This window comes from Nocardia yamanashiensis NBRC 100130 (assembly GCF_001613325.1).
Taxonomy (GTDB): domain Bacteria; phylum Actinomycetota; class Actinomycetes; order Mycobacteriales; family Mycobacteriaceae; genus Nocardia; species Nocardia yamanashiensis.
The window spans coordinates 266,935-291,959 of record NZ_BDCD01000018.1 but is presented as its reverse complement, the minus strand read 5'-3'; the positions used below and the strand labels follow the sequence as shown (position 1 = coordinate 291,959).

Here is a 25,025-nt window from a genome sequence, read left to right as displayed (position 1 = left end):
GCTCAACCCCCGAATGCGCCCTGCCGTGTGCCCACACTGGCTAGTGCCACCACTGGCCATTGTGATGAAATGTGCTCGCTAGCTTTATGTTTCGTTGATCGCTTCTGAATTGACAGCCTTCGAAGCGCGGCGATAGCCTGTTGCCAGTTGGATGCCGGTCGGTCGACCAGCAGTTTCGATCCGATCTTCGCAGCGGCGCTGGCCATGTCGGCTCACATGACTACGTCGTCTTCCCCGATCGCAAGCGCAGTGTCGTGCGCCGTCCGAGTGGGGTTGTTTCGTCCCATGTAGTGGAGTGCAATGAGCGTGTCTTCAGAATCGAGCCCCGGAAATTTCGCAGTGCCGGCGCCGTCCGTGGTAGCGGCGATCGTCGTCGACGAGCTCATCCGATGCGGTGTCGAATGGTTCATCTACTGCCCCGGCTCGCGTAACGGGCCGCTCGGCTTCGAACTCACCCGGCGGGCCGCCACCGGCGAGATCCGTTTGCAGGTGCGGCTGGACGAGCGTTCGGCGGCCTTCGTCGCGCTCGGCATCGCCAAGTCCACCGGCCGCCCCGCCGCCGTGGTGACCACCTCCGGCACCGCCGTCTCGAATCTGCTGCCGGCCGTCACCGAGGCCAACTACGCGGGCGTCCCGCTGGTGCTGGTCACCGCCAACCGCCCGCCCGAAGTGCTCGGCACCGGCGCTTCGCAGACCGTCGAACAGGGTGCACTGCTCGGCTCGCAATTGCGGCACATGCAGCGGGTATGGTCCGGCGACACCGTGCGCTCCGACACCAATGGCATTGTCCGAGCGCAGATCTGCCGCGCCGCCGGGCGCGCCGCCGGTCGGCTGGGCGGCCGTCCCGGCCCCGTCCAGCTCGACGTGCCGCTGGCCTCGGGACTGCCTCCGGCCGCCGACCGCCTGCCGTTCCCGGCCGGCCGCGCCGCCGGCGCACCCTGGATCCGCCTGACCGGCGGACCCGCCGCGCCGCCCGCGGCCTGGGAAATCGACCTCGCACTGTCCACCCTGGTGATCGCCGGGGACGGCGCCGACCTGTCCGGCGTCCCGCCCGAAGTGCCCTGCATGGCCGAACCGACCGTCGAGGTCGGCGCCCGGCCCCGCCTGCACCCCTGGGTCCTGGACTACGTCCGCCCGCACCAGGTCGTCGTCTACGGCCGCCCCACCCTGCACCGCAATGTCGGCAAACTGCTCGCCCGCCCGGACGTGACCACCGTGCTGGCCGATACCGGCGGCGACTGGATCTATGCCGCGCCGGATATCGAAATCCTTGCCGCGCAACCGATCTACCGCGGCCGCCCCTCCGCCTCCTGGGCCGATGAGCTGCGCATTCTGGACGCCGCCGTGCGCCGCCAATGGGCGGCCGTGCTCGCCGAACCCGAGCACCGCGCCACCGGCCTGGGCGTAGCCGACACCCTCCTGGGCAGCCTGCGCCCAGGCGACCTGCTCTGGCTCGGCGCCTCCAATCCGATCCGTGACGTCTCCCTGACCGGCGTGCTCCCCACCGGAGTGCAGGTGCTGTCCAACCGCGGCGTGGCCGGTATCGACGGCAATGTCAGCGCCGCCATCGGCGCCGCCCTGGCCGCCCCCGACCGTACCGTCATCGCCCTGCTCGGCGACCTGACCTTCGCCTACGACGCCTCCGGCCTGCAATCCGGCCGCCTGGAACACCGCCCCGACAACCTGATCATCGTGGTCTCCAACGACTCCGGCGGCGGTATCTTCGAACTCCTCGAACAGGGCCATCCCCGCTACAAGGACGCTCCCTACGGCGACACCTTCGAAAGGATCTACGGCACACCGCAAGACGTGGACATCGCCCAGCTCTGCGGCGCCTACGGCGTCACGCACCGCACGGTAGACGTCACCGGCCTCGGCGCGGCGGTGACAGCGCGCCGAACCTCCGGCGGCATGGCGGTACTCGAGGTCCCGGTCGCCCGCAACGGCCTGCGCGACCTGCACGGCACCGCCCGCCGCGGCGTCGACGACGCCCTGGATTCCGGCGCCGCCGTCACCGGCCTGGTCAGCGCGGGCCAGGTCGCCCGATGACCGCGACCACTCTGGTTTCGAGTGCGAGCGATACGCGAGTCCCGCTGCGCCCGGTCGTGTTGCCCGTCGACGCGGCGGCGGCGGCCGAGCTGCTCGCGGGGGAGATCCTGCGGGCTCTGGACGGCGGGGACGCTATCGCGCCGGTGACCGATTCGACGGCGGCGCAAGGGCTTCCGCGCGTCGTGCCCGCGAATGTCGCGGTCGTACTGTCCACTTCGGGGTCCAGTGGGGTGCCGAAACGGACCATGCTCTCGGGTTCCGCGTTGCGGGCCTCGTGTGCGGCGACCGCGCGGCGGCTCGGCGGGGACGGGGACTGGTTGCTGTGTCTGCCCGCGGGTTTCGTCGCCGGGTTTCAAGTGATCGCGCGGGCCGCGCTCGGCGGGACCACGGTGTTCACGCTGGACGGCGGCAAGTTCGATCCCGCCGGATTCGCCGCCGCGGTGGAGCGGATGGGGGCGGGGCGTCGCTATACCTCGCTGGTGCCGACTCAGGTCAAGCGACTGCTCGAGGATCCGGACGGGCGGAAAGCGCTGGCGCGCATGGATCGGGTGCTGGTGGGTGGGGCGGCGCTGGATCGGAACCTCGCGGATCGGCTGCGTGAGCTCACCACCGTGGTCACCACCTACGGCATGACCGAGACGTGTGGTGGGTGCGTGTACGACGGGGTGCCGCTGGACGGGGTCGAGGTCCGGATCGTGGACGGGCTCATCCATCTCGGCGGGCCGAGTATCGCCGAGGGATATCTCGGGGCCGCTCCGGAGGAGGCCGCGCGTTTCTATGCGGCTGACGGCCGTCGCTGGTACTCCACCGCTGATCGCGGGCAGTTCACCGACGGCCTGCTCACGCCTACCGGCCGGGTGGACGACCTGATCAATACCGGCGGGGTCAAGGTGTCGGCCGTCGCCATCGAAGCCGTACTCGCCGAACTCGATTGGATCGACAGCGCCGTGGTCATGGGCCTGCCCGATCCGGAGTGGGGCGAGCTGGTCAGCGCGTGCGTGGTGCCGCGGCCCGGCGGCGCGGCCGTGGACACCGCGCCGATGCGGGAATTGATCCGCGCTCGGCTCGGGCGCGCGGCCGTTCCCAAACGCGTGGTCGTACTGGACGAACTCCCGCTGCTGCCGAACTCGAAGATCGATCGCCTGGCCATTCGCGAGCTGCTGCTCACCGGCGCGGGGAAGGACTGAAAACCAGTGGAAGCCCCTTCGATTCGATTCCGCCTGGGCGGTCCCGGCGGCGCGGTCGCCCTCACCGGCGACCCGGTCGGCTTCAGCAGCCTGGCCGCCGCCGAAGCCGCGGTGCGGTCCGGGACCCACGGTGACGTGGTCGCCGGATCCATCCCCTTCGACCCGGCCACCGAGACCCCGTCGCTGTATCTCGGGCGGCGCGAGACCGGAATGCCCGGCGGCCCGGCCGCATCCGCGTGGGGCGGGTTCCGCCCGGAGGTGGTGTTCAACGACACCGCCATCGCCGAGTACATCGACCTGTTCCATCACGTGCTGCCGCTGCTGCGCACCCCCGGTTCCGGGCTGGAGAAGATCGTCATCGCGCGCTCGGAACGCTTCTCCTACACCGACGCCGTCGACCCGCTCGGCATGTACGAGCGCATAGCCCAGCTGTATCCGCAGGTGCACAGCTATTTCGTCGAGCATCTGGACGCGCCCGGCGTCTACACCATGGGCGCCAGCCCGGAGTTGTTCCTGCGCAAGACCGGTGACGTGGTCGCCATGACCCCGCTGGCCGGCACGGTGCCGCGCAATCCGCTGCTGTCCGAGGAGGCAGACCGGGCGCAGGCCCGCGCCGAGCTGTACACCTGCAAATACCTCGACGAGCACGGCCACCTGGCCGAGTTCATGATCAAGGGATTGGCCGCGCTCTGTACCGGGCTGAGCTATCCGGACCAGCCGGAACTGGTGGCCGCGCCCGGCGTCTGGCATCTCGGCACGCCGATCACCGGCCGGCTCAGCGATCCGGATACGCCGATCGCCGAACTGGTTTCGGCATTGCATCCCTCGCCGGCGGTGTGCGGGGTGCCGCAGGCCGAAGCGCTGCGGCTGATCACCGCGCACGAATCGGCGCGGCGTTATTACGGCGGCCTGGTCGGCTGGTTCGACCGCGCCGGGGATTGCGAATTCTATATGGCGCTGCGCGGACTCGAATTCGATTCCCGCGAGCGGCATCTGACGCTGCGGGCCGGCGGGGGCGTGGTCGCGGGCAGCCGCCTGGCGACCGAATTCGCCGAGACCTCGGCGAAACTCGCGTCCATGCGGCGCGTTCTGGGAATCACACCGTGAGCCACACCGCGGGGGCGGGTGAGAAGAGATAGTGGAGCGTCAAGTGTTCGACCCGAAGATAGTTCACGTCGTCGGCGACAGATTCGCGGCTTTCGCGGAAGCGACGGGCGCGTGGACGGTCGCCGAAGCCATTGCCGCGCTGGAGACCGGAACGGTCCCCGACGGCCGGGTGATATTGCAGCCGGGGCAGGGCGTGGGACGCGGTGATGCCGAGCGCATCTCCGCCGCCGTGCGCCGCTACCGATTCGACTCGATCGAAGTGGGGCCGCGGCCGGAACGCCCGCTGCCGTCCTGTGACGACCTGCTCATCGAAAACTCCAAGGACATCCTGATTTCCGGTTTGCGGCGGGATTCCGACACCGAATTCTCGGCCGATCTGCGCCTGTCGGCCGATCTGGCGCTGCTGACCCGGGACCGGGATGTCATGCACGTGCCGGGGCTGCTCGCGATCGAGGCGTGCGATCACATGTTCTTCGCCGTGGCCGCACGGTATTTCGGGAATCTGCTGCCGGACCGCTGGCTGGCCACCATCGACCGGCTGGAGACCGAATTCCACAATTTCCTCTACCCGGTGCCGGCGACGCTGCGGCTCACCCTGAAATCCGCCGAACCCGGCGACCGCGGGGACTATCGCTTCGTGTTCACCATCGTGCTGGAACAGGCCGGCCGGATCACCTCGGTGCATCAGCTCGAACGCCGGGTGATCGATCGCGAACTCATCGACGCCAAAGAGCGGCGGCACGCGGTGCACGCGCTGCCGGTGCCGAATTACTCAGTCAGGTAAGTGGTCACAGAAATGTTCGGAAAATGCGGGACGCGGTAATCGTCGCAGCGGTGCGCACACCGATCGGCAGGGGTAAGAGCGGCGGGGCGCTGGACGCGGTGCACCCGGTGGACATGATGGCGCACAGCCTGCGCGCCGTGGTGGAGCGGACCGGCATCGATCCGGCGCTCATCGACGAGGTCATCGGCGGCGTGGTCAGCCAGGTCGGCGAACAGGCCACCAATGTGACCCGGCGCGCCACGCTGGCCGCCGGGCTGCCGGAATCGGTGCCCGCCACCACCATCGACCGGCAGTGCAGCGCCAGTCAGCAGGCGCTGCGTTTCGCGGCGCATTCGGTGATCGCGGGCGACTGCGAGGTGGTGATCGCCACCGGCGTGGAGTCGACGAGCCGAATTCCCATGGGCACCAGCCTGAATCGGCTCGAACACGCCGATCTCACCGGCGACGCCTTCCTGGAGCGTTATCCGGAGGGCGTGCCCTGGCAGGGGATCAGCGCCGAACTCATCACCGCCCGTTGGGGATTCGGTCGCGCCCAGCTCGACGATTACGCGCTGCGCAGCCATCACCGGGCCGCCGACGCCGCCAAGAACGGGCTCTTCGACGCCGAACTCACCCCGCCGATCTTCGGCCTGCACACCGACGAGTGCATCCGTTATCACGCCACCGCGGAGAGCCTGGCCGAATTGCCCTCGGCCTTCGCCAAACTCGACCGTGACCGGGTGCTGGCGAACCGCTTCCCGCAGATCGGCTGGCAGGTCACCGCCGGCAATTCCAGCCAGCTCGGCGACGGCAGTGCCGCGGTCATGGTCACCACCAGCGCCAGTGCCCGCCGCCTCGGCCTCACCCCATTGGCCCGCATCCTCGGTCACGTGGCGGTGGGCGACGATCCGCACCTCATGCTCACCGCCGTGGTTCCCGCGACCGCCAAGGTGCTCCAGCAGACCGGCATGCAGCTGTCCGATATGGACCTGTTCGAAGTCAACGAGGCGTACTCCAGCGTGGTGCTGGCCTGGGCGCACGAAACCGGCGCGGACCTGTCCCGAGTCAATGTCCACGGCGGGGCCATCTCCCTCGGACATCCCCTGGGAGCCAGCGGGGTTCGGCTCACCGCCACTCTGGTCCACGCATTGCGCGAACGCGGCGGACGCTACGGCCTGCAAACCATGTGCGAGTCCGGCGGCCAGGCCAACGCCATGATCATCGAAGCCCTGTAGGCCCGGCCCTGCGTGGGTCAGCCGCGCAGGGGAATGAACTCTACGACGGCGTCGTTTTCGGCGTGCGGCGGCACGATCACCAGGCCGTCTCGGTCCAGCAGGCCCGCCAGGTGGGCGGTGCGGAGGTGGCCGTCGCCGATCCACCCGCCGTCGTGATGGTGCCGGGCGGGCACGATTCGCGGTGCGGGACCGGCGATTTCGGCGGCATTGCGGAGCGGGCCGCGCAGCGGGCGGGCCGGGGTCGCGCCGGTGAGGCCCTCGAGGGTGGCGCGGAGCAGGGCGAGCAGGGTGGCGGTGGCGGCGAAGGGATTGCCGGGGAGGCCGAGAACCACGGGGCCGGAGGCCAATTGGGCGGCCACGGTGGAGCCGCCCGGGCGTAGGTGCAGGCGGCGCAGCAGGACTCGGGCCTCGGCGCGGTCCAGGCTGGCGCGCAGCTGGTCGGCCGCCCCGCCGCCGGTGGCGCCGACGATCAGCAGCAGGTCGCAGTCGGTGGCGGCGGCCAGCACCTCGTCGAAGGCATTGGCGGTGTCGCGCAGGTGGACCCGGTCCACGGTGGTGACGCCGTACCAGGCCAGCAGCTCGGGCAGGATCGGGCCGAGGGAATCGCGGGTCTGCCCCGTGTGCAGCGGCCCTTCGCTGCGGATCTCGTCGCCGGTCATGACGATCCGCGCCCGCACCGGACCGCGCACCGCGGCCGTGCCCACCTCGGCGCTGGCCGCGACCGAGATCAAGGCGGCGGTCACCGGCGTGCCGGCGGGCGCGAGCTCGAACCCGGGCAGCCAGTCCTCGCCGCGGCGGCGGACATCATCGCGAATCGGGCTGTCCGGCAGGCGATGCAGCAGCCCGTCTCCCTCGACGCTGACGAATTCATCCCGCACCACGGTGCCGGTGCCCTCCGGCACATGCGCCCCGGTCGCGATCCGCACGGCCTCCCCGTCCAGCAACCCCACCGGCCGCTGCCCGCCCGCGAACCCGATATCCCGGCGCAATTGCCAAGGGCCGTCGCCGCTTACGGCATAACCGTCCATCGCCGACACGTCGAAACGCGGCAGCGCCTCCACCGCGACCAGCGGTTCGGCCAGCGCCGCGCCCCGCGCCGCCCGCACCGCGACCCGATGCGCGGGCAGCCGGGAGATGTTCCCGCGCAGGATCTCCCGCGCCTCGTCCAATCCGGTCGCCGCCGCACTGCGCCCGGCGCTCACCCGGGCATGCCGGATGTCCTCGGGCGTATCGCAGTCGTCCACCCCCGCCAGCGCCACCATGGCGGTATCGACCGGCACCAGCGCCTTCATCGGCCGGTTCACCACCGAATCCAGATTCTTCAGCGCCGCCGTCAGCGCCCCGCGCCGCCATACCCCCACCAGATACTGCGGCCGCCCGGACGCATCCGCCGCGAACACCGCGTCACTGCCGGATTCGCGCGCGTGCGAGAGCAATTCGCCGATGGCCGCCGCGGTCAGGAACGGCATGTCCGCCGCCAGCACCACGATCAGCCCGGCCGGGAACTCGCAGCCCGCGAGGGCTCCCAGTCCGGCCGCGATGGCCGCCACCGGTCCGCCCCCGGCCGGCACCTCCTGCGCCTGCAGGATCTCCGGCGGCAACTCCGGCCGGTGCGGCCCGACCACCACGGTGCGATCGCATCCGGCGACCGCGGTGAGCGCGGCATCGAGCATGGACTGCCCGCCGACCACGATGGCCGGTTTGTCCACCCCGCCCATGCGGCTGGCGCGGCCACCGGCCAGCACGATCGCGTCGACGGTCGTCACGAAGCGCAACCCGGCGCGTGGCTGATCATGTCTGCCGATCGTAGTGGCTCGGCGGCACGGCTTGCTCGATGCCGGGCGCTCGGGTCCGCCGCGCTGCGCGCCGCCCCAGGAATCGTTGGCTTGCTATGCAATTGCCCATGGTTCGGCCGCGATAAGGTGGGCAGCGACACATGACCGGAATGATCATGTTTCGGACTCCGTCACTTTCGTATATGGCAGTATCCGAAACAAGAACTGGCGGGTACGCGGCGATTCCCCGGACCGCGCCGGTCGACGTCAGGCGGATCCCGCCGCCGGGGCAGCGGCGGCCCTCGACCGATGAAGGATGGTTGCTGAGTGTTTGTGGAGAGGGATACGGCGTGGTACAGCGCGTGAAGCCGAATGACTTCGAAGAACTGCGCCCCCCGACTTTCGGTCTGCTGCTGCGCCGATTACGCGATGCGCGCGGCGTCTCACGCGAGCGCCTGGCCTTCAATGCCGGCGTCAGCGCCAGCTATATCTCCCATTTGGAGAAAGGCGACCGGGACCGTCCCACCCGCGAAGTAGTCGACGCCCTGGTGCGCTACCTGGATCGCATCGACCCGCTGTCGGCGGTCGAGCGCCGGCATCTGCTCGATCTGGCGGGGCTGGGCGTCACCGAATTCCCGACCATCGAGCAACTGCGCGCGGAAATCACCGCCGACATGCTCCGGGCGCTCGAACTCCACGAGCCCAATATGGCCGCCTATGTCGATACCCGCTGGAATGTGCTGGCGTGCAACCGCAGTTATGCCGCCGCGTTTCCGGGGTTGGAACAAGACGTCAATATCCTGCGCTGGTTCTTCGGCAACGAGGCGTCCCGGAAAGTCATGGTCGACTGGGAGACCGAGGTCCGGCTCACCGTCGAATGGCTGCGCGGGCTGATCGCCAGTTCCGGTGATACCGCCTGGTCCGCCGAATTCCTCGCCGAACTCGGCCGGTACGAGCTGTTCCGGCGGTTGTGGGACGAAGGCGCGGTCACCTACGGCGGCGACCGCCCCGGCATGCACCTGCGCGACATCGTGACGGGTCGTTGCCGCATGATCACCGTGCAGATGTTCCGGGTCTTCTGCGCCGCCTATCCCGATCAGATCCAGATCTTCCTGGGAATGGCGAAGGAATGCCCGGACAGCTGCGAGCAATAGCGGTGGGTCAGGCGCCGATCGACTGATCGCGGCTCGGCGCCGGGACCGGCTGCGTGGCCTGGTGCACCAATTGCGCCAGTAGCGGCGCGACCACCTCGGGATGCGTCCACGCGGCCCCGTGCCCGGCGCCCGGAATGGTGACCACACCGTCCGCGCCCGGCAGTTCCGCGGCCATCAGATCCGATTTCTGGGCGGTGCTGGTGCCGTCGTGGCTGCCGCGCAGAATCAGCGCCGGCGCGGTGATCTCCGATAGTCGGTGCACCAGCGAACCGCGATCCATCAGGCAGTGCGCGGCGGGCAGTACGGCCTGCCGGTCGGAGGCGTACCAGCGGCTGGTCCAGGTGCGCCACAGCCGCGGATCGGAACCGCCGATCAATTGCGGCGCCAATTCCGCGACCAGCGGCGCCAAAGGCTCGACGCCGCACCAGCGTTCGAAGAAGGTCCGGTAGTAGGCCAGCTCGGCGGGTGTGCAGGCATCGGATTCGGTGCTGATCAGGGCCAGGCCCCGCACCCGCTCGGGCGCCATCAGGGCCATGCGCAGCGCGGCGTAACCGCCCTGGCTCATGCCGCCCACGACCGCTTGCTCGATTCCGAGTTCATCCAGTACCGCCAATGCGTCGGCAGCCAGATCCCAATAACTGAACGGTTCGCCATCGGGTGTCTGCGTGCGACCATGGCCGCGTGCGTCGATCGTGACGAGATTGATACCGGCTATTGCCAGTGGTTCGCGCATGGGATCGAACATGGATTCGTCCATGAAGAATCCGTGCGCCAGGAGCAAAGTCGGCCCGGCGGTGTTTCCGGCGACGTAATGAACGGTGGCGGAACCTGATCGAACGTAAGGCATGCACCGACCGTAATGGTCCGAACTGCCCGATCTGCGCAGGTTGCCGGGGTTGTGCCGGACACCCTTCGGTGCTGTTCCCGACGGGTACCCACACTGGCCAGTGTCAGTACTGCTAGGGGTTTGCCCTAAATGTGCTCAAAACTGGACAACGCGGTCTCGCGCCATTTCTAATCAGGCCGTAGCGCTTTCGGGACAAGCGCAAATCGTCAGGAGGAATCAAATGTTCGACATCACCACCGGCCGCCGTGACTTCCATGTTGATCCCGGCGCCGGATTGCGCGAGTCGCTGGAAGGTTTGCTGCTGCACGACGGCGTCGGTCTCGATGCGCGAATGCGGCACGCGATTTCCGCGGTCGTGCATCTCGCGGTCGACGCGCCGCTCGGCCTTCCGGAGGACGCCGAAGAATTCCTCGGCCGCCTCGATGCCACGTGGTTGTTCGCCGCCTGGAATACCTCCGACACCGAATTGTCGCTGCTGAACACCCTTTCCATCGGCGAGGTGCCGGCATTGTCGTGGTGCGAGTTGATGTTCACCACCGCACTCGCGCCGTGGTCCACCACTCCGGCCGCCGTGCACGCCCGCCGGATCTTCGCCGGCGGTATGGAGCAGCAGCGGCTGGCGGCGGTCGGCGATTGCGGTATGGGTCGCGCGTAAATCGTTCGCGCGTAATACGAAACAGTCGCGCGGTGCGCAACGGGGTGTCACCGCGCGGATTATGCACCGATGAAGGGATGAGGAAAATGAAGCTGCTGTTCACCAATTTCGACGCGATGTTCGAAACCCTGGCCCGGCGCGACGACTCCTTCGAGTCCCAGTCCTGGCATCAGCAGGCGCTGTGCACGCAGACCGATCCGGAGGCGTTCTTCCCGGACAAGGGCGGTTCGACCCGTGAGGCCAAACGGATTTGCGGCTCCTGCGAGGTGCGCAAGGAATGCCTGGATTACGCGCTCTCGCACGATCAGCGGTTCGGTATCTGGGGTGGGCTCTCGCCGCGCGAACGGCGGCGCTACGACCGCGGCGCGGCCTGATCCGCCCTGCGCTACCGCGGACGTCAATCGGAAGCCGATTGCAGTAAACAGAATTCATTGGTCTCGGGGTCGGCCAGCACCACCACCGGCTCATCGGCCGGACCCACCGGGCGCGCGCCCGCGGCCCGTAGTCGAGCCGCCTCGGCCGCCGGATCGTCGCTGGGGAAGGCGATCAGATCCAGATGCAGGCGGCTGCGCTCGTCCAGCGCCGCGGGCGTGCGCAGGAACTCCAGCCACGGACCCTGTCCGGTGGCGGAACGAATCCCGGTGTAGCGCGCGCTGTCGTGCGTGACCGGCCAGCCGGAGGCCGTGGACCAGAACTCCGCCAGCCGCAGCGGATTCGCGGTGTCCACCACGATCGCGGCCACCGCGCCGGTATCCACATAGTGCTCGCGCGGCTCCAGCACGCAGAACTCGTTGCCCTCGGGATCGGCCAGCACCGACCAGGGCACCGCCCCCTGCCCGATATCGAGCCGCCGCGCCCCCAGCGACAGCGCCCGATCCACCTGCACCCGTTGATGATCCAGCGACCGGCTGGCCAGATCGAGGTGGATCCGGTTCTTCGCCGTCTTGCCCACCCGCGCGGGCAGGAAGGTGAGCGCCACGTCCGGACCGTCCGGGTCGGGCGCGGCCACCTCCACCCCGGCGGGCCGGTCCACGGTCACCTCCCAGCCCAGCAGTTCGGCCCAGAAACGGGCGGCGGTGCGGGGCGAGGCCGCATCGAATACCACACAAGCCAGGCGCGTGGACATGCCTTCCACGGTAACCGCCGGGCCGGTCGCCGCGGGCCGGGATCGCCGGAACCGCCCTCGATCGTGCACCGCGAGCGCACCCGGGCCCTCACACCGTTCGGGTGAGGTCCGCCCCCGGCCCGCGCTCCTACGGTGGGCGGCCTACCGGATCGGTAGACCCCTACCCGTGAGGAGAATCCGATGGCAGCCACCCCACCGGTCTTCGTGGACCCGTCACCCGCGATCGCCGACCACGGCCTGATCGGTGACCTGCAAACCGCCGCGCTGGTCGCCACCGACGGCACCATCGACTGGCTCTGCCTGCCCCGCTTCGATTCCCCCAGCGTGTTCGCGGCGCTGCTGGACACCCAGCGCGGCGGGCACTGCCGCATCCGGCCGGCCGGCGGGCAGCCGTATCGCAGCACGCAGATGTACTTCCCGGACACCGCCATCCTGATCACCCGGTTCATGACCGCGAGCGGCACCGGCGAGATCGTCGACTTCATGCCGCCGATCACCGATCCCGCGCCCACCGACCGGCACCGAGTGGTGCGCCAATTGCGTTGCGTGCGTGGCCGGATGACCTTCGAACTGGATCTGATCCCACGCTTCGACTACGGGCGGCGGCCGCACGCCACCCATGTGCTGACCGACGGCGCGGTCTTCGACGCCGGCACCGAGGTGCTCACCGTGCACGCGGTGCGCGAACCCGACGAGGCCCGGCTGGCGCGGCTGGAAGTGGTCGGCGGCGGGCACGTGCGCGGGACCATCACGCTGGAGGCCGGGCAGACGCGCGGGGTGGTGCTGGAATCGGGCGCGCCGGGACCGCCGCGGCTGATCCGCCCGGCCGAGGTCGAGGACCTGTTCCGGGAGACGGTGGCGTTCTGGCACGGCTGGCTGGCGGGCTCCACCTACCGCGGGCGCTGGCGGGAGATGGTGCACCGGTCGGCCATCACGCTCAAGCTGATGACCTACGCGCCGACCGGCGGCATCGTGGCCGCGCCCACCGCCGGACTGCCCGAACAGCTGGGCGGGGAACGCAATTGGGACTATCGCTACACCTGGATCCGGGACGCCTCGTTCTCGGTCTCGGCGTTGCTGTCACTCGGATTCCGGGACGAGGCAACGGCTTTCGCGGGCTGGCTGCGCGAGCGCTACCGGGCGCACGGCGGACCGCTGAAGATCATGTACCGGGTGGACGGGTCCTGGGATCTGCCCGAGGACGTGCTGGAGAACTTCGCGGGCTACCGGGATTCCAGTCCGGTCCGGATCGGCAACGACGCCTCCGGGCAATTGCAGCTCGATATCTACGGGGAAATGCTGGACAGCATCTATCAGGCCGATCGGGCCGGCCTGCGGATCGGGCACCAGGGCTGGCAGGAGATCGTCGAACTGCTGGAATGGCTCTCGGTCAACTGGGACCAGCCCGAGGAGGGCATCTGGGAAACCCGCGGCGGCCGAGCGGATTTCAGTTACGGACGCCTGATGAGCTGGGTGGCGTTCGACCGGGCGGTGCGGCTGGCCACCGAACGCAGCCTGCCCGGCCCGGTGGCGCACTGGCGGCAGACCCGCGACGCCATTCACGCCCAGCTGTGGGAACGCGGCTGGCATTCCGGCCGGCAGGCCTTCGTCCAGCACTACGACACCGATGTGCTGGATTCCTCGCTGCTGCGCATGGCGCAGGTCGGATTCGTGGCCCCGCGGGACCCGAACTGGCTGACCACCCTGGACGCCATCGGCGCGGAACTGGTCACCGACAGTCTCGTCTACCGCTATCACCCGCACGCCTCCCCGGACGGCCTGGCCGGTGCGGAGGGCACCTTCTCGCTGTGCACCTTCAACTACGTCAACGCGCTGGCCCGCGCCGGACGGCTGGAGCAGGCCCGGCTGGTGTTCGAGAAGATGCTCACCTACGCCAATCACGTCGGCCTGTACGCCGAGGAAATCGACGTCACCGGACAGCAATTGGGCAATTTCCCGCAGGCGTTCACGCATCTGTCGCTGATCGACGCGGCGCTGGTGCTGGACGCGGCCATGGACGGCGCTCCGGTGGGCTGATCACAGCAATCCCGCGCGCCGCGCCTGCGCCAGCGCGGCGGTGCGGGAGCCGACCCCGAACTTGGCGTAGATGGCCCGCAGATGCGTCTTCACCGTATTGATCGATACGCCCAGTTCGGCGGCGATCTGCTGGGCGGTGCGACCGGACGGAAGATAGTGCAGCACGGTCAGTTCCGTCGCGGTCAGCTGCTGCTCCGGCGGTCGCCGCCGGGCCTGCGGATGGTTGCGGATGCGGGCCACCAGCTCGTCGCGATGGCCGAAGCCGCCCACCCGCTCGTCCAGCAGCGCGATGGTGCCCGGCACGTCCAGGAACGGGCGGATCACCCCGGAATCGGCGGCCAGCTCCAGCGCCCGCTCCAAACCGTTGCGCACCCGGTGCGGATTGCGCTGGCGCTGATCGGCGTGCACGGCGCTGTACAGCAGCCAGGCGGTGATCCGCTCCACCGGGCCCAGATCATCTGCGCGCGTGAGCAATTCACCGACGACCGGGGTGGCGCCGACGGTCTCGGTGCCCACCGCCAGCATGACCCGGGCCGTCTCCACCAGGGGCGTGTCACCCAGCTGGGTGCGTGCTCGCCCGATCAGCAGGCGGGCGGTGCGCGGCTCGCGTACCTCCAGCAGCGCCCACACCACGTGCGCCAGCAGATCCCCGGCGCTCACCGGGAACGGCCCGCCGTACTCCAGCAGCGAAAGCATGCTGTGCCGCAGGGCTTCCGCGCCTGCGTAGCGGTCCTCGCCCGCGCGGAAGGCCAGCAGCCGGCCGATCACCTGCGCCGCCCAGCCGCCCACCGGGCGCACCGAACCGTCCCGGTGCTCGCGGGTGCGCGCCAGCGGTTCCAGATCGCGCGGGGAGTACGAATCACCCTGCAGGTAGGCCCCGAACGCCGCCAGCGCCCGCGCGTGCAGGGCGTCGGTGCTGCCGCGCAGTTCATGATCCTCCGCCACCACCAGCGCTTTTCGCGCCCGCTCCCGCATGGTCGTCACCGCGCCGCCGTAACCGGCGGTGACCGCCAGCCGGGTCACCGCCCGCACCGCCGCCCGCGGCCGATCGGCCCCCGCCGCCAGCGCCAGCCCGCGCCGCAATTGCGCCTCGGCGCGCTCCCGGTCCCCGCGCAGCAGGGTCGCGGTCGCCGCCTGCGCCGCCAGATAGCAGTCGATATCCGGTTGCCCGGTGCCGTGCAGATCGCCGAGGTCGTCGCGGTCCGGCGCGGCATCCACCCGGGCGGCCCGGGTGAGCACCGTCAGCCACTCCGGCGGGGCCATCGAATCCGTCACTCCGGCACGGGAATCGACCAGATCCAGGAAGGCACTCGCCGCTTCCGGGTCCTCGTGGGTGACCGCGTCGACCGCCCGCAGCACCCAGACGAACGGATCCTCGGCCAGGCCCGGGCAGGACCGCTCCAGCTGGGTGAACAGCCGGCCGCCGTGGCCCTCCAGCACCATCGCCATGCCGCGATGGCACAGGAAATCGGCCACGCGTTCGGGATCGCCCGCCGCGAGCACATGCGGCAGCGCCAGCATCGGCTGGCCGTTCTCGTCGTACCAGTCGGCCGTGCGCGCCGCCAGCTCCCGCACCAATTCCGGACTGGCGGAACGGATCTCGGCGAGCAGCCGGGCGCGATGCGGGGCGGCGCGCGGCGGGGCGACCAGGGGCAGGTCCGAAATTCGGGTGGAGGTCACGGTCGGCATCTCCTGTGGGTGCGAAACGGAACGGGTACGGGCCCGCTCATCCGCGACGGATGAGGGCGGGCCGGGGGGATCGGCGCAGAGTCGGTCCATCTCACCCACCGAGCGAACAGGGGCAGACCATGACCGAACATCCGGTGCGACAGGGCATTGCGGCGGGCACCTCGATCGGAGCGGCGATACTGCTGCTCACCGTGAGCGTGCTGTCGGTGCTGGCCGGGATCTCCGCCGTGGCCGGCGACGAGTTGTATGTCGTCGGGCCCGAATACATCTACAGTTTCGACGCCACCGCCTGGGGCTGGACCCATATCGTGCTGGGCGCGCTGCTCGGCGTCTGCGGCGCGGGACTGCTGGCGGGCACCATGTGGGGGCGGATCGGGGCCATGTTCCTGGCCGCCCTGTCGATCATCGCGAATTTCCTGTGGCTGCCGCACTATCCGTGGTGGTCGCTCGCCATCATCACCCTGGACGTGGTGGTGATCTGGGCGGTCGCCACCTGGAAGACCGGTGTCAGGACCGCATGAGCACCACGAACGGCGCATGATCGCAGACGCTGTAATGGCTCCAATTCCACAGCGCCACCGAATCGATGGTGGCGCCGGAGCGCAGCCACATGCGCCAATCGTGGGCGGTGCGCTCCCAGAGATGTCCGCAGCGATCCCGGTAGAGGCCGGGCGGCACCGCGAGCTCATCGGGCCGGAACCAGGCGATGGGCTCGCGGGCATGGGCGGCGGCCAGGCGATCGATCGCCCGGGCCACCGCCTCCGCCGGGCGGACCAGATAACCGACAAAGATTCGAAGCAGACCGGTTCTCCGCATAATGGCTCCCTGCCGCCGGAATTGTTCCCGATGCGACTTCGAGCAATCCGCCAGCGGTCGGTCCGAGTCGCGTACTGCATTCGAGGCCCGCCTTCCCTCAGCTGGTTCCAGTAGCATCCGCAACGCGACTTCCCGCCGACTTTCGATTCCGGGGCGGGGAGTCGGGAGCAGTGCGTTTTCCAAGGCGCGATGCACATTTTGTGAAAACTTGCAATGACCTGGCTTGCCAGTTTGTGCACGGTAACAGTAACGACCTCGGCGTATGCGGACGTTTCACTGTGCAATCGGCTCGCAACTCGATTTGCAAGCCCTCAATTCGGAGGCCGCGCAAACCTTTCCGGGGTGCGCTCGGAATAAGTGGGGATGGTCGGGTGTTGGCCGATCCCACCGCGAATCCCGCCCGGCCGGCAACGGCGACGACCGGGCGGTTATGTGATGCGCCTCATATCCGCCTATCGAAATCGGTAAAGCCGCGGCGACACGCAATGACGGCGTTTCACCGAAATATCGGGCCGGTGGCTAACATTCAGCATCGAGCGAGGTGGGAGGCCTCGCAGCTGTCCCGAGAAAAATGGGCACACGCCGGAGTTGTGATGAGCGAATGGTCGATTCGAGTACTCGGTCCCCTGCAGATATTCGTCGACGGGCGACCCGCGAGCACCGGCGGGCGTATCCGCCGCGCCCTGCTGGGCCGCCTGGTGCTGGCGCACGGCCAGCCGGTGACGGCGGGCCGGCTGGTGGACGACATCTGGGAGGGCGCGCCGCCCGCCACCGCCGCCGCGGTCCTGCAGGTCCAGGTCCACAACCTGCGCCGGGTACTGGAACCCGACCGACCGCCGCGCGTCCCCGCGGGCGTCCTGGTCTCCGAGCCCGGCGGCTACGCCCTGCGCCTGCCCGCCGCGGCGGTCGACGCCTGGGAATTCGAAGCGCTGCTGCACGATTACGAGCAGGCGGTCCGCGACACCTTGAATTCCCCCGACTCCGAAACCCGCTGCCGCCTGCTGGATGCCGCTCTCGCCCGCTGGCACGGCCGTCCGTATGCCGCCTTCGAGGACGCCCCCTGGGCCGCCGCCGAATCCGCGCGCCTGGCCGACCTGCGGCTGCTGGCCGCCGAGCTCAGAGCCGACGCCGCTCTCGATCTGGAGCGCCCGGCCGAAGTCCTCACCGGCCTGCACCGCACCGCCGCCGAACACCCCGAACGCGAGGAGACCGCCCGCCTCCTGGCCACCGCCCAATACCGCCTGGGCCAGCAGACCGAGGCATTGGCCACCTTGCGCCGCACCCGTGACTACCTGCGCAATGACCTCGCGGTGGATCCCGGCCCCCGCCTCCAGGCGCTGGAATCCGCTATCCTCAACCAAGATCCCGCCCTGACCGCCGGCCGGTCCGACGCGCACTCACTCGTGACCGGCCGTCGAAGACCGCGGCCGACCGACCCGGAACCCGCTGCGCACGAGAAACATTCGCCACCGGCCGCGGAGACCGTGGCCCGAGCGGCCGGGTATGTCGCGGCGGCGGCGCGGACCGGGATCGGGGCGAGTGCGGAGATCGACTCGATTCGGCTGTGGCAGACGGCTATCGACCTGCACGAGCTGGCGGGGCATGCGGCGCGGGACGCGGAACACGGTCGGCGGGTGGAACTTTCGGAGGCGCGCTGCGAGCTGGTGGCGGCGCTGGCGGGGGCGGGGCGGAGCGAGGCGGCGCGGCGGGCGCGCACGGCAGCGGTCGAATCGGCGGTGGAACTGGGGGAGCGGGAGCTGGTCGTGCGTGCGCTCACCAGTTGGCGCGCGCCGGTCGCCTGGCCGCTCCGGGATCGGCTCCGGCCCGACGCGGCCATCGAGCACGCGCTCGCCGATGCACTCGGGACGGCGGAGAACCAGTGGGAGCGCGTAGCACTGCGCACCGCAATGGTTTTCGAGGCAGACCCGCTAGGCCCGCAGCCGGTCCTGGAGTGGGCGCGCGAGGCGGTCGGCGGGGCCGCCGGGGATCCGGTGCTGCACTGCGGTGCGCTCAATGCCTTGGCCGCGGTATTGCTCGAGCGGGGCGCGTGGACGGAGCTGCCGGACGTGGCGGGGGAGCTGGAGCGCGCGGCCATCCTGGCGGGGCGTACCGACTATCTCGCGCTCGCGCACTACCTGCACCTGCGGATCGCCTGCGCCGGTGCGGATCTGACCGAAGCGATGCGTCAGCAACGGCTGGCCGCCGCGTTCGCCGATGCGGCCGGATCGGGGGTGTTGACGCCGGCCCTGGACTCCTTCACGGCGGCCACCGTGCTGCTGGGCGGCGATCCGGACGGCGCGGAGCAGCTCTACCGGGATCGCGACGAGCAGGCCGGAGCGCTCGGCGCACCGAATCGGGGCGAGTTCCGGCTGCTGGGCCGGGTGGCGGTGGATTGGGCGCGCGGCGATCTCTCCGGCCGGGTGGACGAACTCGCCGCAGCGAGCCGCGCGCTACCCGGCGATCTGACCCACATCTATACGATGTCGCTCCTGCACGCCGGTGAAATAGCTAGGGCCGCAGTGAGTTTCGAAATCGACGGCACCCTCGACCCGGCTCGGGGGACCGCGGTGGGCACCGTCTTCCGTGCGCACGCCGCGCTGGTCCTGGGTGAACCCGGCGAATTGCGCGTGCTGTTCCACCGCCTGCGCCCGTACGCCGGAACGGTCGCCGGAGCCGAGACCGGAACCGTCGTTTTCGGCCCCGTCGACGAACTACTCGCCGATCTCGCGGCCGCACTGGGCAATTCCGCAATAGCTTCTCGATATCGCACCGCGGCAACGGAACTCATGGCACGGATTCGCTCGGTAACCATTGCGGGACCCTGATCCGAAAGATGATCGGAGAGCTTTTGGCAAACTCAGCGCAATCTATGTAATCCGTTGTACCCCTGTGGAGTTCGAAGTCACAATCCCTTGCCATGCGGTCACCGCAATGAGATGGATAGGCTCGCAATGAATTACCTTGTCCTAAATCGAGTAGGAAAACCAGGACAGCGAGGAGCACCGATGGCACCGATTGCAGAGTGCGTCCAAAGACCCGGAAATCTACAACCACCGACCTTGGGTAAGCAGTTGCGCCGACTGCGCGACGCCCGCCGGATATCCCGCGAGCGCCTGGCCTTCAACGCGGGCGTAAGCGCCAGTTACATCACGCATTTGGAGAACGGCAATCGCGAACGCCCCACCCGCGAGGTGCTGCGCGCGCTGGTCCGCTACCTGGATCTGGTCGGCCCGCTCTCCCCGGTCGAACACCGGCATCTCAATGATCTGGCCGGTTTGGGCGCCCCGGACTATCCCAGCGTCGACGAGTTACGCGGCGAGATCACCGAAGAAATGGTGGACGCCCTGCATCTGCACGAGCCGAATCTCGCCGCCTATCTCGATACCCACTGGAATCTGCTGGCGTACAACGAAAGTTATACCCGCGCCTTCCCCGGACAGGTCCGCGACGGCAATGTCCTGCACTGGCTGCTGGGCAATGTCCAGGCCCGGCGGGTGCTGCCGGAATGGGAGCAGGAGGTCCGGCTCAGCGTGCACTGGCTGCGCGGCCTCATCGCCAGTTCCGGCGATACCGCGTCCTCGGTCGCGTTTCTCGCCGAACTCGGCCAGTACGAACTGTTCTGCCGATACTGGGACGAGGGCATCGTCACCTACGGGCGGGAAGGGGCGCGGATGCGGTTGCGCGATCCGGAGTCCGGGACGCGGCACACCATCGTGGCGCAGATGTTCCGGGTCGATTCGGTGGCGCACTCCGAACACATCAAGATCTTCCTCGGGATTCCCGCCGAAATCGGCCGGAAGTGCACCCGCCGGAAGTAGGCGTCAATCGAAAACGAAACGCGCCCTGCGCAAGTCGACGCGATCGCCCGCGAGCGGACAGCCCTCCGCGGCCAGCTGCCGCAATTGCCGGTGCGCGAGATGCGGCGCCGGAGTGCCGTCGGCGCGCAGCACCCGATGCCAGGGCAGATCGGCGGAATCGGTGCGCATGATCCAGCCGACCGTACGCGGCGTGGACAGGCCCGCGGCGGCCGCGATATCGCCGTAGGTGGCGACTCGCCCGGGTGGAATGGCGGCCACCAGTTCGCGCACCCGCTCGATATCGGCGTCGGAGGTCGGCATCAGAGCCCGCCGAGCAGTTCGCGCAGCAGTGCGGCGGTCGGGGCGGGACGGGATTGGGCGACCATGTGATCGCAATCGAATTCGCGCACGGTCAGATTGTCGCCGAGCCGGTCGGCGAGCGCGGCCCGGAACGCGGGCGTGACGAACGGTGGATCCACCCGCATGGCCTGCACCAGCACCGTCGGCAGGTGCGCCGGGGGCAGCACGAAATCGCGGGCCAGCTGACCCCAGAAGGCGATGATCGCGGGCATGGCCAGCCGCCAGCCCACGCGGCCGTTCGCGGTGGGCACCAGATGCTCGGCCAGTTCGTCGGCGAGCAGCTCCGGGTCCACCTCCGCCCACGCGGTCTCCAGCTTGTCGCGGCGCGCCTGCTCCACATCGGCGTAATCCGGGTGCTCCAGCATGGAATTCGCGATGTGCAGCATGAATTCCGCGTCCAGCCCGATCGCCGGATCCAGCAGCGCCAGCCCGCGCACCAACTCCGGATACCGATGCGCCAGATGCACCCCGGCGGCCGCGCCGAACGAATGCCCGAGCACCACCGCGGGTTCGCTCGTCTCGGCTTTCAGCAGTTCGGCGAGATCATCGGCGACGGTTTCGAAATCCCACGGCGGCACGCCGGGCGACCTCCCGTGCCCCCGCAGATCCGGAGCGATAATCCGCAGGTCGGACAGATACTCGTCGGCCAGCGCCCGCCAGCGTCGGCCGTGACCGGTCAGCCCGTGCAATGCCAGCACCACCGGACCGGTCGAAGGACCGAAGCGATGAATATGAAGATCGGACACGCGCCCATTCTGCTGCCTGCGCCGGACATGAACACCCGCTGCCCTGTGATCGGCGGCACGGACAACTCATGGCAAACGAAACCTGTCGGGGCGATCTGTTGAAATAGCCGACGTGATGCGATCGGATAGCTCGGTGCAATTGGTGCGCCGGGCCGAGGCGGTCTCCCGTCCCCGGGAGTGGGACGCCGCTATCGCGCCGCTGTTCGCCGACACCCTGCCCGATCCCGGCTGGCGGCCCTGGCAGGTGCTCGGCGGGCCCGGGACCGGCAAGACCGCGCTGCTGGTGGATCTGGCCGCCGCGCGCATCCTGGCCGGGGCCGATCCGGAATCCGTGCTGCTGCTCACCTACACCAAGCGCGCCGCCACCGCCGTCCGCAATGCCGTCACCGCCCGCATCGCCGCCGCCGATCCCGAACTCGGCGGGGTGCCCGGCGCCACCCGCGGCCCGCTGGTCCGCACCCTGCACTCCTACGCGTTCGGCCTGCTGCGCGGCTTCGCCACCGCACGCGGCAATCCGCCGCCCCGGCTGCTCACCGGTTCCGAACAGGACATCGTGATTCGCGAGATGTTGCGCGGCGATCTGCTCGACGGCGCCGCCGGCTGGCCCGAGCGCCTGCATCCCGCGCTGCCCGCCGCCGGGTTCGCCGAACAGCTGCGCGATCTCATGCTGCGCGCCACCGAACGCGGCCTCGGTCCCGAAGACCTGGTGGAACTCGGCCGCATCCACCGCCGGGCGGAATGGGTCGCCGCCGGCCGCTTCTTCGAGCGCTACGAACAGATCCAGCTGCTGCGCTGGTCGGTCGGCATGGATGTGCCCGAAGCCAGCGCCCCCGCCCTGGACGCCGCCGAACTCGTCACCGCCGCCCTCGAAGCCCTCGCCGCCGACCCCGAACTCCTGATCGCCGAACGCGACCGCCTGCACACCCTCCTGGTCGACGACGCCCAGCATCTCGACCCGCACGCCGCCCAGCTCGTCCGCGCCCTCGGCAGCGGCGGCGCGACCACCGTCATCGCCGCCGACCCCGACCAATCCGTCTTCACCTTCCGCGGCGCCGACGCCCGCTTCGCCGCCGACCTCGACACCCCCGCCGATCACCGAATCACCCTGCGCCACAACCACCGCGGCGCTCCGGCCATCCAGGAGGTCATCTCCCGCATCACCGCCCGGCTCCCCGGCGCCGGCCGCCACCGCACCCCACCCGCCACGACCGATTTCATCTCGGATATCGCCCCCGGGGATGGGGTGGAACCGCCGGAAGAGGTGGACCGAATCGATTGGGAGGGAGAGCCTTTCGCGGGGGAAGTGCGGGTGCAGGTGCTGACGACGCCCGCCAAGGAGGCTGCGCTGATCGCGGATCATCTGCGGCGGGCGCATCTTTCGCACGGGGTGCCGTGGTCTCGGATGGCGGTGATCGTGCGATCGGTGCCGCTGTCGCTGGCTCCGCTGCGGCGCGCGCTGCTCGCGGCCGGGGTGCCGGTGCGGCAGCCGCCGGCCGAGGTGCCGCTGGCGCGGCGGCGCGGGGCGGCGTGGATGCTGTCGGCGCTGCGGGCGGTCACGGCGGGTGATCCGACGGCCGTGCGGCATCCGCGGCCGATCGAGTTCAGCGCGGACGATGCGCTGGATCTGCTGGCGGGGCCGCTGGGCGGGGCGGATCAGATCAGCCTGCGGCGGTTGCGGCGCGGTATTCGGCGGACCGTGCTGGAACTCGGCTATCCGGAGCGGGAGGTCACGGAGGCGGACGGGGACGAACCGCTGCCGGGATCGGCTGCGGCCGAAGGGGATACGGCCATTGCGGCCCGGGTCGTGGCGGATTCGGCAAGGGCCGGGGAGGCCGCGGCCGAGGCGGCGGATCGGTATGCGGATCTGGATCGGTCGTCGGCCGAGATTCTGCGGGATCTGCTGGTGGGCAATGGGAATCGGGTGATTCTGGAGCGGCTCACCGATGTGGAGGCCGCACCGCTGCGGCGGGTGTTGAAGGCGCTGGGGCGGGCGCGGAAGAAGCGGCGCGAAGGCGGCGGGCTCGAAGACGTGATGTGGGGGATCTGGACCGGCTCCACCCTGGAGCGGCGCTGGGTGGGGCAGTCCGAGCGCGGGGGAGCGGTCGGGATGCAGGCCGATCGTGACCTGGACGCGGTGGTGGGGCTGTTCGAGGCGGCGGCCGCGTATGTGGACCGGCTGCCGCGCGCCACCATCGAAGGCTTCGTGGAATACCTGGAGCAGCAGGAGATTCCACAGGACAATGCGCCGCATACCGATCCGGGTGCGGCGGTCACCATTTGCAGCGCGCACGCCGCCGCCGGGCGCGAATGGGACACGGTGGCGGTCGCCGCCGTGCAGGAGGGGATCTGGCCGAACCTGCGGCCGCGCGGCAGCCTGCTCGGCGTCGAGGATCTGGTGGATCTGCTTGCCGGAGTGGGGGATACCGGTGAGCGGGTGAGCCGCGCCGCCCCGCTGCTCGCCGAAGAACGGCGGCTGCTGCTGGTGGCGTGCGGCCGCGCGCAACGCTCGCTGCTGGTCACCGCCGTCGAATCCGTCACCGGCGACCAGGATCTGGTGCCCTCGCGTTTCCTCGCCGAACTCGACGCCGATGCCGCCGACGGGCAGCCCGGCAAGATCCCGCCGCCGGTCGATCCCGGCCGGGCGCTCGCCATGCACGCCCTCATCGCCGAATTGCGTTCCGTGGCTTGCGATCCCGAAACCACCCCGGAACGCCGCACCCGCGCGGCCCATCAACTCGCCCGGCTGGCCGACGCGGGCGTGCGCGGGGCGCATCCCGGCGACTGGTACGGCACCGCCGAACTGTCCTCCACGAACCCGCTGTGGGACAGCGCCGACGGCGCCATCGCCCTGTCCCCGTCCACCGTCGAACAGCTCAAGACCTGCCCGCTGCGCTGGGCGCTGGAACGCCACGGCGGCGGCGACGGCGACAACCCGCACGCCCTCAAGGGCAATCTGGTGCACACCCTGGTCCAGGCCCTCGCCGGTCAGGTCGACGAGGCCCAGGTCAAACAGGCCCTCGCCAAGGCCTGGAAGAAGATCGACCCCACCGCCCGCGACGGCGAGAACTGGTACTCGCGAGCCGAATTGCGCCGCACCGAGACCATGGTCGACACCTTCCTGGCCTGGCTGCGCAATACCCGCGACGAACTCACCGCCATCGGCGTCGAAGTCCCCGTCGACCTCACCCTCCCGCCCCGCACCCCCGACGGCCATCCGGTCCGCATCTCCGGCCGCGTCGACCGCGTCGAACGCGACGCCATGGGCCGCTTCGTCATCATCGACGTCAAAACCGGCAAGACCCCCATCTCCAAACAGGCCGCCGAAGACCACGCCCAGCTCGCCACCTACCAGGTGGCCGCCGCCTCCGGCGCTCTGGGCGAAGGCGACCCCGGCGGCGCCCGCCTGGTCTACGTCGCCAAACCCAACGCCAAGGAAGGCGCCACCCAGCGCCTGCAATCCACCCTCGACTCCGACGGAATCGACAACTGGCGCACCGTCATCCACGACGCCGCCGACTCCTCCAAAGGCCCCAGCTACCTGGCCATGCGCAACGACGGCTGCCGCCATTGCAAAGTCGCCGGCAGCTGCCCCGTCCAGGACACCGGACGGCAGGTGACGGACGAGTGAAGTCGTCCCACCCCCGGTCGCCCCGGCCCTGCGCCGCGGGCGCCGGTCGCGCCG

The 25,025-nt window shown here is 69.8% G+C and carries 20 protein-coding genes; 13 read left to right on the top strand and 7 right to left on the bottom strand.

What is annotated here, in order from left to right:
- Window positions 1-339 precede the first annotated feature (339 nt).
- The 5 genes from menD to NY1_RS21500 are packed head-to-tail and all read left to right on the top strand — an operon-like array spanning window position 340 to window position 6,341.
- Window positions 340-2,049: a 2-succinyl-5-enolpyruvyl-6-hydroxy-3-cyclohexene-1-carboxylic-acid synthase gene (menD, locus tag NY1_RS21520; RefSeq protein ID WP_233434424.1), complete on the top strand. Its 1,710-nt coding sequence runs from the start codon at window positions 340-342 to the stop codon at window positions 2,047-2,049.
- Window positions 2,046-3,236, top strand: a complete 1,191-nt coding sequence (locus tag NY1_RS21515) for an AMP-binding protein (protein ID WP_084535186.1) — start codon at window positions 2,046-2,048, stop codon at window positions 3,234-3,236. Before menD ends, NY1_RS21515 begins: the two co-directional genes overlap by 4 nt.
- Before the next feature lie 6 nt (window positions 3,237-3,242).
- Window positions 3,243-4,343, top strand: a complete 1,101-nt coding sequence (locus NY1_RS21510; RefSeq protein ID WP_067716183.1) for a chorismate-binding protein — start codon at window positions 3,243-3,245, stop codon at window positions 4,341-4,343.
- A gap of 43 nt (window positions 4,344-4,386) precedes the next feature.
- A complete protein-coding gene (locus NY1_RS21505; protein WP_067716180.1) occupies window positions 4,387-5,127 on the top strand; it encodes an AfsA-related hotdog domain-containing protein in 741 nt (246 codons plus the stop codon).
- Between the two features lie 23 nt (window positions 5,128-5,150).
- The gene (locus NY1_RS21500) at window positions 5,151-6,341 is read left to right on the top strand and encodes a thiolase family protein (RefSeq protein WP_067716177.1); all 1,191 of its coding nucleotides are present in this window, start codon (window positions 5,151-5,153) and stop codon (window positions 6,339-6,341) included.
- Between the two features lie 17 nt (window positions 6,342-6,358).
- On the opposite strand, the gene NY1_RS21495 is transcribed toward NY1_RS21500, so the two are convergent.
- A complete protein-coding gene (locus NY1_RS21495) occupies window positions 6,359-8,107 on the bottom strand; it encodes an NTP transferase domain-containing protein (protein WP_084535200.1) in 1,749 nt (582 codons plus the stop codon).
- A gap of 371 nt (window positions 8,108-8,478) precedes the next feature.
- Between NY1_RS21495 and NY1_RS21490 the strand changes: the two genes are divergently transcribed.
- Window positions 8,479-9,270: a helix-turn-helix transcriptional regulator gene (locus NY1_RS21490; protein ID WP_233032887.1), complete on the top strand. Its 792-nt coding sequence runs from the start codon at window positions 8,479-8,481 to the stop codon at window positions 9,268-9,270.
- Between the two features lie 7 nt (window positions 9,271-9,277).
- Here NY1_RS21490 and NY1_RS21485 read toward each other — a convergent pair whose 3' ends face one another.
- Window positions 9,278-10,117: an alpha/beta fold hydrolase gene (locus NY1_RS21485; protein ID WP_067716175.1), complete on the bottom strand. Its 840-nt coding sequence runs from the start codon at window positions 10,115-10,117 to the stop codon at window positions 9,278-9,280.
- 220 nt (window positions 10,118-10,337) lie between these two features.
- Here NY1_RS21485 and NY1_RS21480 point away from each other — a divergent pair, with 220 nt between their 5' ends.
- Complete coding sequence (locus tag NY1_RS21480; RefSeq protein WP_067716172.1) at window positions 10,338-10,772, top strand: hypothetical protein; 435 nt, start codon at window positions 10,338-10,340, stop codon at window positions 10,770-10,772.
- Between the two features lie 77 nt (window positions 10,773-10,849).
- Window positions 10,850-11,146, top strand: a complete 297-nt coding sequence (locus tag NY1_RS21475; RefSeq protein ID WP_084535184.1) for a WhiB family transcriptional regulator — start codon at window positions 10,850-10,852, stop codon at window positions 11,144-11,146.
- Window positions 11,147-11,169: 23 nt separating this feature from the next.
- Here the strand turns inward: NY1_RS21475 and NY1_RS21470 are convergent, their stop codons facing one another.
- Window positions 11,170-11,898, bottom strand: a complete 729-nt coding sequence (locus NY1_RS21470) for a VOC family protein (protein ID WP_067716170.1) — start codon at window positions 11,896-11,898, stop codon at window positions 11,170-11,172.
- A 180-nt stretch (window positions 11,899-12,078) separates the two neighbouring features.
- Here NY1_RS21470 and NY1_RS21465 point away from each other — a divergent pair, with 180 nt between their 5' ends.
- Entirely contained in the window at window positions 12,079-13,935 is a 1,857-nt protein-coding gene (locus NY1_RS21465) for a glycoside hydrolase family 15 protein (protein ID WP_067716167.1), read from the top strand.
- On the opposite strand, the gene NY1_RS21460 is transcribed toward NY1_RS21465, so the two are convergent.
- Window positions 13,936-15,615: a LuxR C-terminal-related transcriptional regulator gene (locus NY1_RS21460; RefSeq protein WP_157762416.1), complete on the bottom strand. Its 1,680-nt coding sequence runs from the start codon at window positions 15,613-15,615 to the stop codon at window positions 13,936-13,938.
- A 128-nt stretch (window positions 15,616-15,743) separates the two neighbouring features.
- On the opposite strand from NY1_RS21460, the gene NY1_RS21455 reads away from it, so the two are divergent.
- On the top strand, window positions 15,744-16,145 hold the full coding sequence (locus NY1_RS21455; protein ID WP_067716162.1) for a DUF7144 family membrane protein: 402 nt from the start codon (window positions 15,744-15,746) through the stop codon (window positions 16,143-16,145).
- On the opposite strand, the gene NY1_RS21450 is transcribed toward NY1_RS21455, so the two are convergent.
- A complete protein-coding gene (locus NY1_RS21450; protein WP_157762415.1) occupies window positions 16,132-16,440 on the bottom strand; it encodes a hypothetical protein in 309 nt (102 codons plus the stop codon). The genes NY1_RS21455 and NY1_RS21450 overlap by 14 nt on opposite strands.
- A 593-nt stretch (window positions 16,441-17,033) precedes the next feature.
- On the opposite strand from NY1_RS21450, the gene NY1_RS21445 reads away from it, so the two are divergent.
- Window positions 17,034-19,265, top strand: a complete 2,232-nt coding sequence (locus NY1_RS21445) for an AfsR/SARP family transcriptional regulator (protein ID WP_067716156.1) — start codon at window positions 17,034-17,036, stop codon at window positions 19,263-19,265.
- Between the two features lie 234 nt (window positions 19,266-19,499).
- Window positions 19,500-20,258 carry a helix-turn-helix domain-containing protein gene (locus NY1_RS21440; RefSeq protein ID WP_233434423.1) on the top strand — a complete coding sequence of 253 codons (759 nt, stop codon included), beginning with the start codon at window positions 19,500-19,502 and terminating at the stop codon, window positions 20,256-20,258.
- 3 nt (window positions 20,259-20,261) lie between these two features.
- Here the strand turns inward: NY1_RS21440 and NY1_RS21435 are convergent, their stop codons facing one another.
- Both NY1_RS21435 and NY1_RS21430 read right to left on the bottom strand, forming a co-directional pair.
- Entirely contained in the window at window positions 20,262-20,558 is a 297-nt protein-coding gene (locus NY1_RS21435) for an MGMT family protein (protein WP_067716151.1), read from the bottom strand.
- Window positions 20,558-21,343, bottom strand: a complete 786-nt coding sequence (locus NY1_RS21430; RefSeq protein WP_067716148.1) for an alpha/beta fold hydrolase — start codon at window positions 21,341-21,343, stop codon at window positions 20,558-20,560. Before NY1_RS21430 ends, NY1_RS21435 begins: the two co-directional genes overlap by 1 nt.
- A gap of 115 nt (window positions 21,344-21,458) precedes the next feature.
- On the opposite strand from NY1_RS21430, the gene NY1_RS21425 reads away from it, so the two are divergent.
- Window positions 21,459-24,971, top strand: coding sequence for an ATP-dependent helicase (locus NY1_RS21425; protein ID WP_067716145.1), 3,513 nt, complete (start codon window positions 21,459-21,461; stop codon window positions 24,969-24,971).
- Window positions 24,972-25,025 lie beyond the last annotated feature (54 nt).

What these genes read in the sequence shown, in the direction of transcription:
- NY1_RS21515 (WP_084535186.1), top strand. Translation starts at nt 2,046, where the DNA reads ATGACCGCGACCACTCTGGTTTCGAGTGCGAGCGATACGCGAGTCCCG.
- NY1_RS21500 (WP_067716177.1), top strand. Translation starts at nt 5,151, where the DNA reads ATGCGGGACGCGGTAATCGTCGCAGCGGTGCGCACACCGATCGGCAGG.
- NY1_RS21485 (WP_067716175.1), bottom strand. Translation starts at nt 10,117, where the DNA reads ATGCCTTACGTTCGATCAGGTTCCGCCACCGTTCATTACGTCGCCGGA.
- NY1_RS21480 (WP_067716172.1), top strand. Translation starts at nt 10,338, where the DNA reads ATGTTCGACATCACCACCGGCCGCCGTGACTTCCATGTTGATCCCGGC.
- NY1_RS21475 (WP_084535184.1), top strand. Translation starts at nt 10,850, where the DNA reads ATGAGGAAAATGAAGCTGCTGTTCACCAATTTCGACGCGATGTTCGAA.
- NY1_RS21470 (WP_067716170.1), bottom strand. Translation starts at nt 11,898, where the DNA reads ATGTCCACGCGCCTGGCTTGTGTGGTATTCGATGCGGCCTCGCCCCGC.
- NY1_RS21465 (WP_067716167.1), top strand. Translation starts at nt 12,079, where the DNA reads ATGGCAGCCACCCCACCGGTCTTCGTGGACCCGTCACCCGCGATCGCC.
- NY1_RS21455 (WP_067716162.1), top strand. Translation starts at nt 15,744, where the DNA reads ATGACCGAACATCCGGTGCGACAGGGCATTGCGGCGGGCACCTCGATC.
- NY1_RS21450 (WP_157762415.1), bottom strand. Translation starts at nt 16,440, where the DNA reads ATGCGGAGAACCGGTCTGCTTCGAATCTTTGTCGGTTATCTGGTCCGC.
- NY1_RS21445 (WP_067716156.1), top strand. Translation starts at nt 17,034, where the DNA reads ATGAGCGAATGGTCGATTCGAGTACTCGGTCCCCTGCAGATATTCGTC.
- NY1_RS21435 (WP_067716151.1), bottom strand. Translation starts at nt 20,558, where the DNA reads ATGCCGACCTCCGACGCCGATATCGAGCGGGTGCGCGAACTGGTGGCC.
- NY1_RS21425 (WP_067716145.1), top strand. Translation starts at nt 21,459, where the DNA reads ATGCGATCGGATAGCTCGGTGCAATTGGTGCGCCGGGCCGAGGCGGTC.